The 15,763-nt window shown below is 63.2% G+C and carries 15 protein-coding genes; 12 read left to right on the top strand and 3 right to left on the bottom strand.

Annotated features, from left to right (window positions below):
* Positions 1–34: 34 nt before the first annotated feature.
* Positions 35–274 carry a hypothetical protein gene (locus ACODR6_RS20310; RefSeq protein WP_489024006.1) on the top strand — a complete coding sequence of 80 codons (240 nt, stop codon included), beginning with the start codon at positions 35–37 and terminating at the stop codon, positions 272–274.
* Here the strand turns inward: ACODR6_RS20310 and hemN are convergent, their stop codons facing one another.
* Entirely contained in the window at positions 275–1,627 is a 1,353-nt protein-coding gene (hemN, locus tag ACODR6_RS20305) for an oxygen-independent coproporphyrinogen III oxidase (protein WP_489024004.1), read from the bottom strand. It abuts the gene before it with no gap.
* A gap of 183 nt (positions 1,628–1,810) precedes the next feature.
* Here hemN and ACODR6_RS20300 point away from each other — a divergent pair, with 183 nt between their 5' ends.
* Positions 1,811–2,155 (top strand): hypothetical protein, encoded by a 345-nt coding sequence (locus ACODR6_RS20300; RefSeq protein WP_489024002.1) that lies wholly within the window; start codon positions 1,811–1,813, stop codon positions 2,153–2,155.
* A 42-nt stretch (positions 2,156–2,197) separates the two neighbouring features.
* Positions 2,198–2,758: a threonine transporter RhtB gene (locus ACODR6_RS20295; protein WP_489024000.1), complete on the top strand. Its 561-nt coding sequence runs from the start codon at positions 2,198–2,200 to the stop codon at positions 2,756–2,758.
* A gap of 1 nt (position 2,759) precedes the next feature.
* On the opposite strand, the gene ACODR6_RS20290 is transcribed toward ACODR6_RS20295, so the two are convergent.
* Positions 2,760–3,839: a LacI family DNA-binding transcriptional regulator gene (locus ACODR6_RS20290; protein ID WP_489023998.1), complete on the bottom strand. Its 1,080-nt coding sequence runs from the start codon at positions 3,837–3,839 to the stop codon at positions 2,760–2,762.
* 170 nt (positions 3,840–4,009) lie between these two features.
* Between ACODR6_RS20290 and ACODR6_RS20285 the strand changes: the two genes are divergently transcribed.
* From ACODR6_RS20285 to ACODR6_RS20270, 4 genes are all read left to right on the top strand, one after another.
* Positions 4,010–4,993, top strand: a complete 984-nt coding sequence (locus tag ACODR6_RS20285; RefSeq protein WP_199625364.1) for an ABC transporter substrate-binding protein — start codon at positions 4,010–4,012, stop codon at positions 4,991–4,993.
* A gap of 81 nt (positions 4,994–5,074) precedes the next feature.
* Entirely contained in the window at positions 5,075–6,568 is a 1,494-nt protein-coding gene (locus ACODR6_RS20280; protein ID WP_489023996.1) for a sugar ABC transporter ATP-binding protein, read from the top strand.
* Between the two features lie 7 nt (positions 6,569–6,575).
* A complete protein-coding gene (locus tag ACODR6_RS20275) occupies positions 6,576–7,571 on the top strand; it encodes an ABC transporter permease (protein ID WP_489023994.1) in 996 nt (331 codons plus the stop codon).
* Positions 7,572–7,581: 10 nt separating this feature from the next.
* The gene (locus ACODR6_RS20270) at positions 7,582–8,565 is read left to right on the top strand and encodes an ABC transporter permease (RefSeq protein WP_489023992.1); all 984 of its coding nucleotides are present in this window, start codon (positions 7,582–7,584) and stop codon (positions 8,563–8,565) included.
* On the opposite strand, the gene ACODR6_RS20265 is transcribed toward ACODR6_RS20270, so the two are convergent.
* Positions 8,562–9,287 (bottom strand): SDR family oxidoreductase, encoded by a 726-nt coding sequence (locus tag ACODR6_RS20265; protein WP_489023990.1) that lies wholly within the window; start codon positions 9,285–9,287, stop codon positions 8,562–8,564. The two genes, ACODR6_RS20270 and ACODR6_RS20265, sit on opposite strands and share 4 nt — an antisense overlap.
* Positions 9,288–9,523: 236 nt before the next feature.
* Here ACODR6_RS20265 and ACODR6_RS20260 point away from each other — a divergent pair, with 236 nt between their 5' ends.
* From ACODR6_RS20260 to ACODR6_RS20240, 5 genes are all read left to right on the top strand, one after another.
* The gene (locus tag ACODR6_RS20260; RefSeq protein ID WP_489023988.1) at positions 9,524–10,582 is read left to right on the top strand and encodes a LacI family DNA-binding transcriptional regulator; all 1,059 of its coding nucleotides are present in this window, start codon (positions 9,524–9,526) and stop codon (positions 10,580–10,582) included.
* Complete coding sequence (locus ACODR6_RS20255) at positions 10,579–11,883, top strand: ABC transporter substrate-binding protein (RefSeq protein ID WP_449097836.1); 1,305 nt, start codon at positions 10,579–10,581, stop codon at positions 11,881–11,883. The genes ACODR6_RS20260 and ACODR6_RS20255 overlap by 4 nt, the downstream gene beginning before the upstream one ends.
* Before the next feature lie 93 nt (positions 11,884–11,976).
* Positions 11,977–12,822 carry a carbohydrate ABC transporter permease gene (locus tag ACODR6_RS20250; RefSeq protein ID WP_076845981.1) on the top strand — a complete coding sequence of 282 codons (846 nt, stop codon included), beginning with the start codon at positions 11,977–11,979 and terminating at the stop codon, positions 12,820–12,822.
* On the top strand, positions 12,819–13,652 hold the full coding sequence (locus ACODR6_RS20245) for a carbohydrate ABC transporter permease (protein ID WP_112712201.1): 834 nt from the start codon (positions 12,819–12,821) through the stop codon (positions 13,650–13,652). The genes ACODR6_RS20250 and ACODR6_RS20245 overlap by 4 nt, the downstream gene beginning before the upstream one ends.
* A gap of 13 nt (positions 13,653–13,665) precedes the next feature.
* Complete coding sequence (locus ACODR6_RS20240) at positions 13,666–15,756, top strand: ADP-ribosylglycohydrolase family protein (RefSeq protein WP_489023987.1); 2,091 nt, start codon at positions 13,666–13,668, stop codon at positions 15,754–15,756.
* The last annotated feature ends 7 nt before the right edge of the window (positions 15,757–15,763 follow it).

Genomic DNA, 15,763 nt, shown 5'->3' with positions numbered 1-15,763 from the left:
CCGTATCGAGCATCAAGCACAGGAAGCCCGCTTGATGGTCAGCCGCAGCCTACCGCACGAATATTTCGTTCTGACGCCTGCGCAGAAGACCGGCCCCGTGATCGGCCATCTCGACGGTCGGCCGATCGCTGCGGCGGTCATCGACAGGGATGGCGGGCGCTACCGTTTCGTCGGCGTCGCCGCCCGCGATCGCCGCGGCCGACTCGACGTGACGGCGCTAAAGCCGGGCGAATGGATCGTCACTCCCGATCTCGTCTATGCCGAAGCGGCCTAGCTACGCCGCCTTGCTATGCGTGCGGCCGGGCGCGCCGAAATAGGCATCGAAGGCGGATGCCACGGCGCGGACCATGAAGCGGGCGTCCCCGGAAACGGAGAGGCGCCCCTCCGACAAGGTCGCGACGCCATCGCGGAGCAATTGCTCCAGCCGCTCGTTGCGCTCGGTCAGGAAAGCGTGGTCATAGCCGGCCGTTTCGCAGAGGCCGGCGATGTCGACCTGGAAATCGCACATCAGCCGCTCGATCACCTTTGCGCGCAGCTTGTCTTCGTCGCTCAGCCGATAACCCTTGGCGGTCGGCAGGATGCCGGAAGCGATGCACTCGCCATAGCGGCCAAGCGGCACCTCGTTTTGCACATAGCCGCCGGGAAGCCGCCCGATCGATGAGGCGCCGAGACCGATCAAGGTCTCGCAGTCGTCGGTCGTATAACCCTGAAAATTGCGGCGCAACGTTCCCGATGCAGCAGCGACGGCCAATTGGTCGTGCGGCAGGGCGAAGTGATCGAGGCCGATCTGGACATAGCCGGCCTCAACCAGCGCCTCGGCGATCGCTTCCGCCTGGGCGTTCCGCTGCGGCGCATCCGGCAGCACGGCCTCGTCGATCAGCCGCTGATGCTTCTTGAACGACGGCACATGCGCATAGCCGAATACCGCGAGGCGCTCGGGGCGGAGTTCGACAGCCATCTTCACCGTCTCAAGACAGGAAGCGACCGTCTGATGCGGCAGCCCGTAGATCAGGTCGAAATTGATGCTCTCGGTCCCGTTTGCACGCAGGCCTTCGACTGCCGCCCTGGTCTGCTCGAAGGTCTGGATGCGGTTGATCGCGTGCTGCACCGCCGGATCGAAACTTTGGACGCCGAGGCTGGCGCGATCGACGCCGTTTTCGGCGAGCGCAGCGATCATCTGCGCGGTGAGCGTCCGTGGATCGATCTCGATGGCGACGCTGCTTCCCGCCTCGAAGCGGAAGGCGCTGCGCAGCTTCTTCATCAACGCCGAGAAGGCATCCGGGCGGATGATCGTCGGTGTGCCGCCACCGAAATGGACGTTCTTCACCCCAAGCCCGTTACCGGCCGCCTGCGACACCAGCTCGATCTCCTCGGCGAGGAGGTCGAGATAGTCAACCACCGGACCGTCCTGGCGGGTCACCGACGTATGGCAACCGCAATACCAGCACATTGCCCGGCAGAACGGGATGTGCAGGTAAAGCGACACGGGATCCGATGGGCTGAGCGCCGCCAGTCCGGCCGCATAATCCTCTGGCCCGACAGCGGCTGAAAAGGCGGGCGCGGTCGGGTAGCTGGTGTAGCGCGGCAGGCGGGCTTCACCATATTTGGCGACAAGGGCATTGGACATCGTGGCTTCCTTCACAAGCAGTCCCGCCCTTATGGCGCCCCGGCGAACGCATCTCCTTGTTCTAGATCAATGAACCGGCAGCGATACCGAGCGCCCGCGACTTTGACGCAGATCAAAGCGTGTGGCCGCCCGCGCGATAGGATTGCCGCGTTGCGGACCGGTGCGCCAAGGAGAGACCATTCAATGCGATACGTCATCATCGCCGCCCGGTTCGACGTGCGGGAAAAATCCGGACGCATCGAGCTTCATGACGGCGCGCAGGCGAGAACGGTTATCGTCACCCGCCGCGCGCTTCTCAGCATCGCCTCGCCGCCGCGGGCGAACGAGGCCCGATTGCTCCAGAACCTCGATGCCTTCTGCGAGATCGCCCTGAGCCCGGAAATAGCGTCAGACAACAAGGGCGCGATCACCATCACCGCCAAGCACGTCAGGACATGGCGGGGCACCCCGGTTGACGAACCGGTCTGGAGCTGGCGCGAAAGCCAGCCACCCTTAGCGGATCGAAGCGCTTTCCCGCAATCTCTATAAAGACGCTGGCGCAGGCGGCAGGCCTGACGGATATTGCCGAAGATGACCTTGCTGACCTTCTCTCTCGGCGTTCTCGCGCTGCTGATCATGCCCGGCCCGACCAACGCGGTCCTCGCCATGGCGTCGGCAGGCATCACGGCTAGCCGGCTGCTGTCGCTGGTTGGCGCCGTGCTCGCGGCCTATCTGATCGTCATCATTCCAGTCTCGGGGATTGCCGGACCTTACCTGCAGGCGCATCCCGTCGTCGCCCAGAGCGTTCGCATCGTCTCGGCGGTCTGGGTTCTGTCGCTGGCGCTGAAACTTTGGAAAGCCGATCCCGACGCCGGCGCCACCACGGTCGGGCCGCGGCATCTCTTCGTCACGACGCTCCTGAACCCCAAGGCGATCATCATCGGCCTGACGATGGTGCCCGCCGTTCAGGCGCCGCTTGCGCTCGTCATCCTGAGCTTTGCCGCCTGTGTCACACTCACATCGGCAATCTGGGTCGGGCTCGGGCGGCTAATTACCGGAAACGGCAGCGGCATGCCCCTCTTGGCTCAGCGTTGCGGCTCCGCCGTCCTGATGGCCTTTTCGATCACGCTTGCGGTCAGCGCCGTCGCCTGACCTACGATTTCTTCTTCGCGGTCGAAGTCCGAACGACGAGCGGGCCGTCGACCTTGATCGTCATCGGCCGCAGCGACTTTTCGTGCACGGCCATGTCGATCAGCGTCTCGGCCGCCTTCTGGCCCATTTCATAGTTGGGCAGAACCAGCGTCGAGAGCGGCGGATGGGTGTAGCGCGCCAGCTCCTGGTCGTCATAGCCCATGACCGAAAGGTCCTCCGGCACGCGAAAACCCTTCTCGGCCGCTGCCTCCATCACGCCGATCGCCATCAGATCGTTGCCGCAGAAGATCGCCGTCGGCGGGTTCGGCATGGACAGGAGATCGAGGCCGGCCTCGTAGCCGCGCAGCGGCAACCAGTCGCCATCGCGCACCAGCGTCTCGTCGAAAGCGACATCAACGGTGGCGAGCGCCTGCTTGTATCCCTTGAGGCGATCGACCGCGGCGTCCATCCACGGTTCGCCATTGATGAAGCCGATGCGCCGGTGGCCGAGCGAGGTCAGATGCGCCGTGGCGGCAAAGCCGCCCGCCACTTCGCCGGGCACGATCGCCATATGCTGTCGCGGCTCGGCATAACAGTTGAGCAGCACAGTCGGAATGTTCTTGAGCAGGTCCGGCACCTTCACCTTGCGGGTGAAGATCGTCGCGTAGATGACGCCGACGATCGTCGGATCGCGCAGGATCGAGCGCAGCACCGCGTCTTCGAGATCCGGATTGGAGCGCGTCGCATGCGCCGAGGTCAGGAAGCCCTGCTCGAAAGCATAGTCGCGCACGCCGTCGAGGCTCACGACCGGATGCGGGCTGGTCGAGATTTCATCGACGACGAAGGCAATCGTATCCTTCTCGATTCGGGTATCCGGTTGAGCTTCATGACGGACACCAGGTAATTTATAACCAATTTTATGAGCAGCCTCCAAAACCTTGGCCTGGGTCTCTGGAGAGATGCGCGATCCCGACATTTCATTGAGTACGAGCGACACGCTGGACTGCGAAACACCTGCAATACGGGCAACATCGGTCATTGTAGGCCGTCCAGCCTCACCGCGGCGCCCTGTTTCCCCGCCGCGGCCACTCTTCTTCGCCATCCAAATATCCTCCCGATGATTTGCTGCAGCGCAAACCAAAATTTGTGCAATAGCTCATAAAATGACGCTTGACTTGCTAATATTATTAGCTGCAAGATTAGCTCATGTGAAGCAGTTATTGCTCACTGCCGGTTGGGAAGATACCGGAAAATTCGGGAGGAGAAACTGAGATGTCCGCATTCTCACGTCGCACATTCATGCTCGCTGCAACCGCACTCGGCGCCGTCGCCGTTGCCGGCAGCGTTGCCATGGCAGAAGTCCCTGCGCTGAAGCACAAGGACAAGTACAAGGTCGGCTTCGCGCAGACCGAATCCAACAATCCGTGGCGTATCGCGCAGACCGAAAGCATGAAAGCAGAAGCTGCAAAGCTCGGCTATCAGCTGGTCTATACCGATGCTGCCGGTTCTGCCGCCAAGCAGGTCGCAGACGTCAACTCGATGATCGCCCAGGGCGTCGACCTGATCTTCCTGTCGCCGCGCGAAGAAAAGCCGCTTATCCCGGCCGTCAAGGCCGCTGAAAAGGCCGGCATTCCCGTTATCCTGCTCGACCGCAGCGTCGATCCGAAGCTCGCAAAGCCCGGCAAGGACTACCTGACCTTCATCGGCTCCGACTTCATCAAGGAAGGCCAGCGCGTTGCCGAATGGCTAGCGAAGAACGCCAACGGCAAGAAGAAGATCATCGAACTCGAAGGCACGACCGGTTCCTCGCCGGCCAACGACCGCAAGAAGGGCTTCGATGATGCGATCAAGGCCGCCGGCGGCTTCGAGATCGTCGCTTCGCAGTCCGGCGACTTCGCCCGCGACAAGGGCCGTCAGGTTGCCGAAGCGCTGCTTCAGGCCCATCCGGATGCCGATATCATCTACGCTCACAATGACGAAATGGCGATCGGCGCCATCTCAGCCATCGAAGCAGCCGGCAAGGTGCCCGGCAAGGACATCCTCGTCCTGTCGATCGACGGCGGCAAGGAAGCCGTTGGTCTCGTGGCAGATGGCAAGATCGGCGCTGTCGTAGAGTGCAACCCGCGTTTCGGGCCGAAGGCTTTCGAAACGATGGCGCGCTACGCCAAGGGCGAAAAGATCGAGCCGTGGGTCATCAACGAAGACAAGTTCTATGATGCATCCAATGCCAAGGCCGAGCTCTCCAGCGCATACTAAGCTCCCAAAGTGACCGCTCCGGCCGGTTCGGCAAATGCCGTTCCGGCCGGCTTTTCTTCCATAGATAATGGAGTGGTCGACATGCTTCTGTCGATGCAGGGTATCTCCAAGTCCTTTGCGGGGATTGCTGCGCTCCGCTCGGCTTCCCTCGATATTGCCGAGGGCGAGATCATGGCGCTCGTCGGCCAGAACGGCGCGGGAAAATCGACGCTGATCAAGATCCTCACCGGCGCCTATCAGCGCGACGAGGGATCGATCCGCTTCAATGGTGAAGATGTCGCCTTCTCGACGCCGGCCGAAAGCCAGGCCGCCGGGATCGCCACGATCTACCAGGAAATCAATCTGGCGCCGCAGCGCTCGGTCGCCGAGAACATTTATCTGTCGCGCGAGCCGAAGAAATTCGGCTTCCTCGACCGCCGCGCCATGCGCGAAGGTGCCCGCAAGGTGCTCGCCACCTTCAATCTCGACATCGACGTCGATCTTCCGGTTTCCCGCTTTAGCGCCGCTACGCGTCAGATGGTCTCGATCGCCCGCGCCGTCACCCAGAATGCCCGGCTGCTGATCATGGACGAGCCGACCTCTTCGCTCGACGAGCGCGAGGTGGCCGTGCTTTTCGAGACGATCCGCACGCTTCAGAAAAGTGGCGTCGCGGTGATCTTCATCGGCCACCGCCTCGACGAGCTCTATGCCATCTGTGACCGCGTCACCATCATGCGCGACGGACAGACGGTTGCCGTCAGCGCCATGAAGGACATCCCGAAGATGGAGCTCGTGCGCCACATGCTCGGCCGCGAGCTTGCCGCCTTCGAGGCGCTGAGTCGCGATGCCGACAATGCGATCGAACGGCCCGTCCGCCTCGAGCTCGAGGGCGCCGGCTCCGGTTTGCGCGTGCGTGACGTCGATCTTCTGATCCGCGAAGGCGAGATTTCAGGGCTTGCCGGCCTTCTCGGCTCCGGCCGCACGGAAACGGCGCGCATCATCTTCGGCGTCGACAAGCTGGAACGCGGCAGCCTGCGCTTCGGCGGCACCGACCGGAACTATGCCGAACCGGCCGCGGCGATTGCCGATGGCATCGGCCTGGTGTCAGAAGACCGCAAGGTGGATGGCATCGTGCCCGACATGAGCATCCGCGAGAACATGACGCTGGCGCTGCTGCCGAAGCTCAAGAAGGCGGGCATCGTCGATCGCGTCCGCCAGGACGAGATCGTCGCGCGCTTCATCAAGTCGCTCGGCGTCAAATGCGCCTCGCCGGATCAGCCGATCAAGGAACTGTCGGGCGGCAACCAGCAGAAGGTGCTGCTGGCGCGCTGGCTCTGTACCGATCCGCGCGTGCTGATCGTCGATGAGCCGACCCGCGGCATCGATATCGGCGCCAAGTCCGAGATCCTGCGCCTGCTGCGCAACCTCGCGGACGAAGGCCTCAGCGTATTGATGATTTCGTCGGAGCTGGAGGAGCTGCTTGCCGCGGCCGACCGTGTGACCGTGTTGAGCGATGGAGCATCGGTGGCGGTTCTTCCGCGCCGGGAGCTTTCTGAACAGAGCCTTCTCGCCGCGATGGCGCATCAGGTAGATTGATATGACGATGACGGACACTTCCCTCAAAGCCGACGCCCCGCCCCGGCCCTCCGCCCTGCAGATCGCCAGCCGCTACGGCACGTTCGCGGCCTTCCTGTTGTTGATCGCCGTCAACATCGCGATCACCCCGAACTTCCTCTCGTGGCAGACGCTGAACGTCAACCTGACCCAGGTCGCCACCATCGTCATCGTCGCGACCGGCATGACGCTGGTGATTGCGACGGGCGGCATCGATCTCTCGGTTGGTTCGCTGATGGCGATATCGGGTGCCGTCGCGCCAATGATCTTTCTCGGCACGCTCGTGCCGATCGACAATGCGGCGCTCGCCGTCGGCCTCGCCTTTGTGCTGCCCGTGATCGTCGCCATGCTCTTCGGCTGGTTCAACGGCTTTCTTGTCACGCATTTCTCGATCCAACCGATCGTCGCGACGCTGGTGCTCTTCATCGCCGGGCGCGGCATCGCGCAGGTGATGACCAACGGCAATCTGCAGGTCTTCAAGAACCCGGCCTTCCAGTGGATCGCCATGGGCAATGTCGCGGGCATCCCGGCCCAGGTTCTGCTGATGGTCGTCATCGCCGCGCTCGCCTATTGCCTGATCCGCTTCACCGTCATCGGCCGCCAGATCATCGCCGTTGGCGGCAACGAGAAGGCGGCGCGCTTGACCGGCATTCCGGTCAAGCGGGTGAAGACGCTGGTCTATGTGATCAGCGGTGCGCTGGCCGGCATTGCCGGACTGGTGGTCGTGGCCCGAAATTCCGCCAGCGACGCCAATCTCGTCGGCATGGGCATGGAGCTCGATGCGATCGCTGCGGTCGCGGTCGGCGGCTCGCTGCTGACGGGCGGGCGCGCCAATATCTTCGGCACGCTTCTCGGCGCCTTCGTCATTCAGCTGGTGCGTTACACGCTGCTTGCCAATGGCGTGCCCGATGCCGCCGCCCTCGTCGTCAAGGCCGGCCTGATCGTCGTCGCCGTCTTCATCCAGCAGCGCGCCGACAAGACCTGAGGATACCTAGATGCTTTCCGCTCTCATCAAACCCTTCGCACCGAAATCCTCAGGCGATCTTGCGCGTCTCGGCGTACTCATCGCGCTCGCGGCACTGATCCTCTTCGGCGCGCTTCGCTACGAAAACTTCCTGTCGCCGTTCAACATCCTGAGCTTTCTGCGCTACAATTCGATGTTCGCGCTGATCGCGCTCGGCATGGCTTTTGTGATCATGACCGGCGGCATCGATCTTTCGGTCGGCGGCGTTGCCGCACTTGCAAGCGTCGTCTCGGCACTGGCATCGCCCTATGGCTGGGCGGCCGGGCTTGCCGCCGGCATCGGCGCGGGCCTCGTCGTCGGCATGCTCAACGGCTTCGTCATCTCCAAGATGCGGATCCAGCCCTTTATCGCGACGCTCGCCGCGATGCTGGCTGCCTATGGCACGGCACTGCTGCTCGCCGACAATCAATCCGTTTCCGTCGATTACGACACCGCCTTCGTCTCGATCGGCCAGGATGATTTCCTGGGCTTCCCGATCCCCGGCTGGATCGCGCTTGCAGCCTATGTCGCCGGCTGGATCTTCCTAGAGCGACGCCCCTCCGGCCGCCATATCCTGGCGATCGGCGACGGTGAACAGACCGCCGCGCTGATGGGCCTCAACGTCAACCGCACGCTCTTTGCGATCTACGCGCTTTCGGGCGCACTCGCGGGCCTTGCCGGCGTCATCCTCGCCGCGCAGTTCGGCGCGGGGCAGCCGACGGAAGGTGTCGGCTGGGAGCTCTTCGCGATCGCTTCCGTCGTCGTCGGCGGCACGCTACTGACGGGCGGTTCCGGATCGGTCGGCGCCACGCTGGCAGGCGCGCTGCTGCTCGGTATGGTCTTCAACGTGCTGAACTTCGAAAACGGCCTCGGCTGGATTTCACTGTCGGCCTATTGGCAATCGGTAATCCGCGGCGCCTTCCTGCTCGTCGTCGTCATCCTGCAGGCAAGGCTGACCGCGAAGTCGGCCACCTAGGACACCGAAAGACCGCCATCGACAGGCAGCGAAACGCCGTTGACCATCGCGGCACCGTCGCTCAGCAGAAAGAGGATCGCTTCGGCAACCTCGTCCGGATCAAGGAAGCGGCCGAGCGGGATGCGTGCCTTGACCGGATCGGCCTTCGCCGGGTCGCTCCAGGCAAGTTCGCCCATCGGCGTCAGCGTCACGGTCGGATTGACGCTGTTGACGCGGATGCCCGACGGGCCGAGCTCCGCCGCCATCACCCTGGTCATCGCATCGAGCGCTGCTTTCGAGGCGCAATAGGCCGTGTGGTTGACGACACCGCGCCGGGCCGCATCGCTCGACACATTGACGATCGCGCCCTTGATGCCGCGCGCCAGCCAGTCCTTCACGACGATCTGCGATAGAACCATCGGCGCGACGGTGTTGACACCCAGCACCCGGTTGAACTCCGAGAGATGGCTGTCGACGAAACTCTGCAATGTCGTCGTACCCGCGCAATTGACCAGCAGGTCGATGGGAAGAGCAGGCTTCACCGCTGCCTCGATCTGATCGATCGCCCCGAGATCGGCGCAGATCGTCTCGCAGCCGGTTTCCGACTTGAGGGAAGCGAGATCATCGGCACTGCGGCTGAGCGCCACGACCCGCGCCCCGCGTGATGCCAGCATCACGGCGGTTGCCCGCCCGATCCCCTTGCCTGCTCCCGTCACCAGAACGCGCCGTCCACTCCAGTTCATGCTCTTCCTCCGGATCATTTTCGATCGGGATCATGAAGGCTTGGGAAAGCGAAATCCACCTCATTCGCGCTTTCGCCGCAGAGAATTGCGTTGCCCGATCAACCGTTTCCGGCGGGACGCGCAGGCACGGATTTGGTTTTGCCAAACCGCCTCGCTGGGGATCATCCAAATATTGCTATTGACTAATTGATACGTAGCAATAATTTGTTGCTACGTATCAATTAGGGTTTTCTTGCGTGAGCGGGCGACGAATTACGCAGAAGGAAGTTGCAGAAAGAGCCGGCGTTGCGCAGGCCACGGTGTCGCTCGTCCTGAATGGCGGACGCGACAAGGTGACCTCCGAAACAGCCGAGCGCATCGAGGCGGCAATCTCCGAGCTCGGCTACCAGCCGAACCGCTTCGCACAGGCGCTGCGCACCAAGCGCACCTATGTCATTGCCTGCGTCGTTCCCGATCTTGCCAACCCCTTCTACCCCTCTCTGGTCGTTGCCGTGCAGAAGGTGGCGCGCGCCGGCGGCTACGAAGTCGTGACGATCGATACCGAGGGCGAGCTTGCCAACGAGCGCCAGGTCATCCTCGCTGCGCAGCAGGGCCGCTTCGACGGTGTCGTCGGCGTTTTCTTCAAGACCAGCGCGCGCGATCTGGCGCCGCTCGGCAAAAGCGGCGTTCCCGTCGTTCGCATCGAGGTCAGCCGCAAGACGGGCGGGCCGCTGCCGATCGACAATCTGTTCATCGACAATGTCGCCGCCGCCCGGGCGCTGACGCTTCACCTTCTGGAACTCGGCCACCGCTCGATCGCCATGATCGCCGCACCCGGCGGACCGCAGCAGGTGCGTCTGCAGGGCTATCTCGAGGCGATGGCGACCATGGGCGCGGAGCCGATCGTGCTCGAAGCCGCGCATTTCACCCTGGAGGCCGGGCGCGAGGTCGCCGACCGGCTGATCGAAAGCGGCCGCTCAGTCAGCGCCGTGATTGCCGCAAACGACTTGATGGCAATCGGCGTCATGCAGGGTCTCTCGGCGAAGGGACTGTCGGTGCCCGGTGATGTCTCGGTTGCCGGCTTCGACGACATCCTGGCGGCAGCGCTCGTGACCCCGCCGCTGACGACCGTTGCACAATTTCAGGACCGGATCGGCGCCCGCGCCGCCGAAAAGCTCGTCGAGCGCCTGGGAGGCGATGCCTCCGCACCGGGCGAGGCGGAGGAAATGGCATACCAAATCATCATCCGCGCTTCGGTCGCCCCGTTTTCGGCGCGGCCGGACCAAACGCATCCAGTAAGGGAGGAAATATCATGACCAGGCTGAAGCTCTTAGCCGCCACCGCATTGATCGCCAGTACCGCACAGATGGCCGCCGCACAGGAGAAGGTCTCCTGGTGGTACGAGCAGGCGACGCCCGACCAGCAGAAGCTGATCCAGCAGAACATCGTCGAGCCCTTCGCCAAGGCGAACCCGGATTACAGCCTCGTCATCGATTATCGCGGCAACGAGCTCGACAAGCAGCTGCGCGTCGCGATGCTCTCCGGCAACGGCCCCGACGTCGTCTATACCGCCGGCCCGAGCTATGTCGCGCCGATGGCCCAGTCCGGCCAGCTGATGCCGCTGAACGACTATGCCGCCAAGTACAAGTGGGAAGACCGCATCTTGCCGGTATTCCTGAAGATGGGCGAGTATAACGGCAAGATCTACGCGCTGCCCAAGACCTACGAAACCGTCGGCCTGTTTTACAACAAGACGCTGTTTGCCCAGAAGAACTGGCAGCCGCCGAAGACACTGGACGAGCTGGAAACCGTCGCAGACGCCATGCTGAAGGACGGCATCACGCCGTTTGCCGCAGGCAATGCCGATTGGCGCGGTGCAAACGAGTGGTTCGTGACGCTGGCGCTCAACTCCGTCGCCGGCCCCGAGAACCTCAACAAGGCGCTCCGCGGCGAGATGCCCTGGACGGCGGAACCCTTCGTCAAGTCGATCGACCGCCTGAACTCCTGGTGGCAGAAGGGCTATTTCGGCAAGAACTACTTCTCGATCGCCAGCGGCGAGCAGGCCGCCGATGCCATGGCGTCGGGCAAGGCCGGCATGATGCCGACGGGCACCTGGCAGTTCCAGAACGTCGACACCTACGGCAAGAAGGCAGGCAGCGAAGCAGGCTTCGTCGGCTTCCCGAGCGCGTCGGGCGACCCGGTCTTCCCGCTCGGCATCGGCTCCACCTTCTCGATCGCCACCAAGGCGAAGAACCCGGATGGCGCCGCAGCCGCGATCAACTACGTCTTCTCGCCCGAAGTCTACGGCACGATGAACTCGGCCTGGCAGGGTGAGTGGAACATCCCGCTGAAGGACATCTCCAACGTCAAGATGGCAAGCGAGGTCACGCCGCTCTTCACCGAGACGATGAAAACCCTCTCCTCCGAGGTCAACGACGGCAAATACGGCTACACGACCTGGACCTTCCTGCCGCCGGCGACCGACAGCTATGTCATCAACGGCATCGAGGAAGTGTGGTTGAAGAAGACAACCACCGCAGACTTCCTCGCCAAGATGGACGCATCCTTCCAGAAGGAAATGAAGGCCGGAAAGGCGCCGGCCGTCCCGGCCCGCTGATCGCAACGACAGTGAGGGTGCGGTTCGCGCGCCCTCACCTTCCCGCTCGCGCCATCTGGCGCAAAGCGGCCCGATTGCCTCGAAAGGTAGATAATGCACCGACTTTACGTCTTGCCGACATTGATCATCAATGTCGTCATCATCGCCATTCCGGCGCTGCTGACGGTGGCTCTCGCCTTCTTTGAGTGGGACGGGATCAGTACGCCTGTTTTCGTCGGGCTCGACAATTTCCGTGCCCTTTGGGACGACAGCGTCTTCTGGACGGCGCTGACCAACAACATCGTCTGGACGCTGATCTTCCTGACCGTCCCGATCGCCATGGGCCTGCTTGCGGCAACCATGATGCTTGTCGTGCGCCGCGGCTCGAACTTCTTCCAGGTCATCTATTTCCTGCCCGTCATCATCGCGACGGCGATCACCGGCCGCGTCTGGCAGGGCATGATCTATTCGCCTGTCACCGGCGTCACCGGCCTGCTTCAACGCCTCGGCCTCGACATCGCCAACCCGCTGACCGAAACGTCGAGCGCGCTCTACGGCATCGCCGTCGTCGACCTCTGGCACTGGTGGGGCTTCCTCTGCGTCATCTTCTTCGCCGCGCTGCGCCAGGTCCCGGCCGAGCAGATCGAGGCATCGCGCATCGAGGGCGCCACCTTCTTCCAGACGATCCGTTACGTGCTGCTGCCGGGCATCATGCCGACGATCACGCTGATGATGATCATGACCGTCATCTGGTCGTTCCTGGTCTTCGACTTCGTCTACATCCTGACGCAGGGCGGCCCGGCCTATTCCTCCGAGGTGCTCTCCACCTTCGCCTATCGCTCGGCCTTCTACGACCTCGCGGTCGGCAAGGCGGCAGCGATCTCCGTGGTCATCAGCCTTTTCGGCCTCGCCGCCACGATCTTCTATATCCGCGCCCAAGCGACGGAGTTCGAACAATGAACATTTCCGAAAGCCGCCTCACCTTCGCGATCGTCTACATCACGCTCTCGGTGCTGCTGATCGTCACGCTGTTTCCGATTGCGCTGACGGTTCTCAACGCGCTGAAGCCGTCCGCCGAAATCGTCCAGAACCCGCTGGCGATGCCTTCGGTGATCCGCTGGGACAATTTCACCCGCGCCTGGACGGATGCCAATTTCGGCACGACGCTCGTCAACTCCGCCGTCCTGACCGGGCTGACGATCATTCTCGTCTGCTCGACGGGCTCGCTGACGGCCTATGTTCTGGCGCGCCAGAAGATCAAGCGCTGGAAGGTCCTGACGTTCTATCTGCTGGCCAGCACCACCGCGCCGATCCAGCTCTTCCTCTTTCCGCTCTATTTCGGCTTTGCCCGTTTCGGGCTGATCAACAACCCGATTGCCGTCGCCTTCATCTATACGGCCGTTTATTCGCCCTTCGCGATCATGCTGCTGCGCACCTATTTCCTCGCTGTTCCCAAGGAGCTCGAGGAAGCCGCGCTGATCGATGGCGCGACCCATTGGCAGGTGTTCCGTCGCGTCTTCCTGCCGATCGTTTCGCCCGGAATCCTGACAGTGGCGCTGATCATCGGCCTGTATTCCTGGAACGAGTTCCTGATCGCAACGACCTTCCTGCAGGAACAGGACAGGCTCACCGCCGTCGTCTCCTTCTTCCTGCTTTCTGGCCAATACTCGTCCGATTGGGGTGAGATCATGGCCGCCGCCCTCATCATCATTCTTCCCATCGTAATCCTCTTCGTCCTGCTGCAGCGCCACTTCATCGAAGGAATGGCCGGCGGCTCGGTGAAGGGCTGACAAGGAGTTTCGCATGCCAATCCCCGCAGATTACACCAACCGCGTCTATGCCGGCGTTCTCGGCAAGCTGATCGGCGTCTATCTCGGCCGCCCCTTCGAGAACTGGCGCTACAAGGACATCCTCGAGAAGCTCGGCCCGATCACCTATTACGTCCACGACCGCCTGGGCGATCCGCTCGTCGTCACCGACGACGACGTCGCCGGCACCTTCACCTTCCCGCGCGCCCTGGACGATTACGGCATTTCGCCGGATCTCTCGGCCGAAGACATCGGCAAGGCCTGGCTGAACTACATCATCGAGGAACGCTCGATCCTCTGGTGGGGTGGCGCCGGCAATTCGACCGAACACACCGCCTGGCTCAACCTGCAGCGCGGCATCCCGGCTCCGGCATCCGGCTCGATCGAGGTCAATGGCGCTACCGTCGCCGAGCAGATCGGCGCGCAGATCTTCATCGACGGCTGGGCTCTCGTTTCGCCCGGCAACCCGGCGCAGGCCGCCAAGCTGGCGCGCGCTGCCGGTTCCGTCAGCCATGACGGCGAAGCCGTCAACGCCGCCGTGCTCTGGGCGGCGATGGAGGCGGAAGCCTTTGTCAGCAAGGATGTGAACCACCTGCTCGACACCGGCCTTGCCCATATCCCCAAGGACAGCCTGATCGCCAAGCTGATCGGCGATATCCGCAACTGGACCTCCGGCAACGAGGACTGGGAAGCCACGCGCCAGAAGATCGAGGACAATTACGGCTACGACAAATATCCAGGCAACTGCCATGTCGTGCCGAACCACGCACTGATGATCATGGCGCTGCTGCATGCCCCGCACGATTTCCAGCGCGGCCAGATGATCGTCAACACCTCGGGCTGGGATACCGATTGCAACGCCGGCAACCTCGGATGCCTGCACGGGATCATGCTGGGTCTCGACGGCCTCGATGCCGGGCCAGACTGGCGCGGCCCCGTTGCCGACCGCCTCTACATGTCGACCGCCGATGGCGGCCGCTCGATCTCCGATGCTGCCGATATCTCTCTGTGGCTCGCCAATCTCGGTCGCAAGCTTGCGGGCGAGACGGCAAAGCCGGCGCCGAAGAACGGTGCGAAATTCCACTTCGCGTTGCCGGGCTCCGTCCAGGGCTTCCGCCCGCAGGCCGGCCAGACGGCGCTCGACGGCCTCAAGGTCACCGGCACTGGTTCGGCTCTGGCGATCGACTATCTGGCGCTGGCGCCAGGCCGCGAGGCTGCGGCAACCACGCCGGTCTTCACGCCGCACGAAGTCACCAAGATGCGCACCTACGATCTGGTCGCCAGCCCGCGCATCCACGCCGGCCAGACGCTGCGCGCCACGCTTTCGGCAGAAGCCGGAAACAGCGGCACGGTGGAGGCCAAGCTCCGCATCCGCCACTATGACGGCGGCGACAATCTCGTCGATATCGACATGCCCGCAGGCAAGCTGCTCGGCCCCGGCGGTTCGGCGACGCTCGAATGGACGGTTCCCTCGACTGGCCATCAGCCGATCGCCGAAATCGGCGTCGTGCTGAGCGCCCCGCAGGGCCGTGCCAACGGCCGTGTGCTCGTCGATACCGTCACCTGGGACGGTTGCCCGGATGTGACCTTCCGGCGCCCGGAAGACGGTGGCGATTTCTGGCGCCGCGCCTGGGTCAGCAACGTGCACTTCTTCTCGAAGAACTTCCCGCAGGATTTCCGCATCAGCCAGAACCGCGGCGAAGGCATGATCCTGCAGGGCACGCGCGACTGGACGGATTACGCGATCGAAGCCGACATGATGCTGCATCTCGGCGATCGCGGCGGCCTGGTGATCCGCGCCGAAGGCCAGCGCCGCTACTATGCGGCCCAGGTGACGCGCCAGGGGCAGTTGCAGATCGTCTGCTGCAAGGACGAAAAGCAGACCGTGCTCGCCTCCGCGCCGCTTCGCGTCGAGTTCGAGACGCGCTTCACGATGAAGTTCTCGGCCAAGGGCGGCAAGCTTTCGGTGAAGGTCGGCGATACCGTGGTCGAGGCCAATGACCAGACCTTTGCCGGCGGTTCCGCCGGCCTGATCATCCACGAGGGCGCCCTGTCGGCCACGCGCATCCATATCGGCGCGGCATAAGGAGGAC

The sequence above is a fragment of the Rhizobium sp. FG96 genome (assembly GCF_057808655.1).
This window is presented reverse-complemented; position numbering and strand designations above follow the sequence as displayed.

Coding starts and splice junctions, on each gene's coding strand:
- ACODR6_RS20275 (WP_489023994.1), top strand. CDS start 6,576: ATGACGGACACTTCCCTCAAAGCCGACGCCCCGCCCCGGCCCTCCGCC.
- ACODR6_RS20270 (WP_489023992.1), top strand. CDS start 7,582: ATGCTTTCCGCTCTCATCAAACCCTTCGCACCGAAATCCTCAGGCGAT.
- hemN (WP_489024004.1), bottom strand. CDS start 1,627: ATGTCCAATGCCCTTGTCGCCAAATATGGTGAAGCCCGCCTGCCGCGC.
- ACODR6_RS20295 (WP_489024000.1), top strand. CDS start 2,198: ATGACCTTGCTGACCTTCTCTCTCGGCGTTCTCGCGCTGCTGATCATG.
- ACODR6_RS20280 (WP_489023996.1), top strand. CDS start 5,075: ATGCTTCTGTCGATGCAGGGTATCTCCAAGTCCTTTGCGGGGATTGCT.
- ACODR6_RS20245 (WP_112712201.1), top strand. CDS start 12,819: ATGAACATTTCCGAAAGCCGCCTCACCTTCGCGATCGTCTACATCACG.
- ACODR6_RS20265 (WP_489023990.1), bottom strand. CDS start 9,287: ATGAACTGGAGTGGACGGCGCGTTCTGGTGACGGGAGCAGGCAAGGGG.
- ACODR6_RS20300 (WP_489024002.1), top strand. CDS start 1,811: ATGCGATACGTCATCATCGCCGCCCGGTTCGACGTGCGGGAAAAATCC.
- ACODR6_RS20310 (WP_489024006.1), top strand. CDS start 35: ATGGTCAGCCGCAGCCTACCGCACGAATATTTCGTTCTGACGCCTGCG.
- ACODR6_RS20240 (WP_489023987.1), top strand. CDS start 13,666: ATGCCAATCCCCGCAGATTACACCAACCGCGTCTATGCCGGCGTTCTC.
- ACODR6_RS20255 (WP_449097836.1), top strand. CDS start 10,579: ATGACCAGGCTGAAGCTCTTAGCCGCCACCGCATTGATCGCCAGTACC.
- ACODR6_RS20250 (WP_076845981.1), top strand. CDS start 11,977: ATGCACCGACTTTACGTCTTGCCGACATTGATCATCAATGTCGTCATC.
- ACODR6_RS20290 (WP_489023998.1), bottom strand. CDS start 3,839: ATGGCGAAGAAGAGTGGCCGCGGCGGGGAAACAGGGCGCCGCGGTGAG.
- ACODR6_RS20285 (WP_199625364.1), top strand. CDS start 4,010: ATGTCCGCATTCTCACGTCGCACATTCATGCTCGCTGCAACCGCACTC.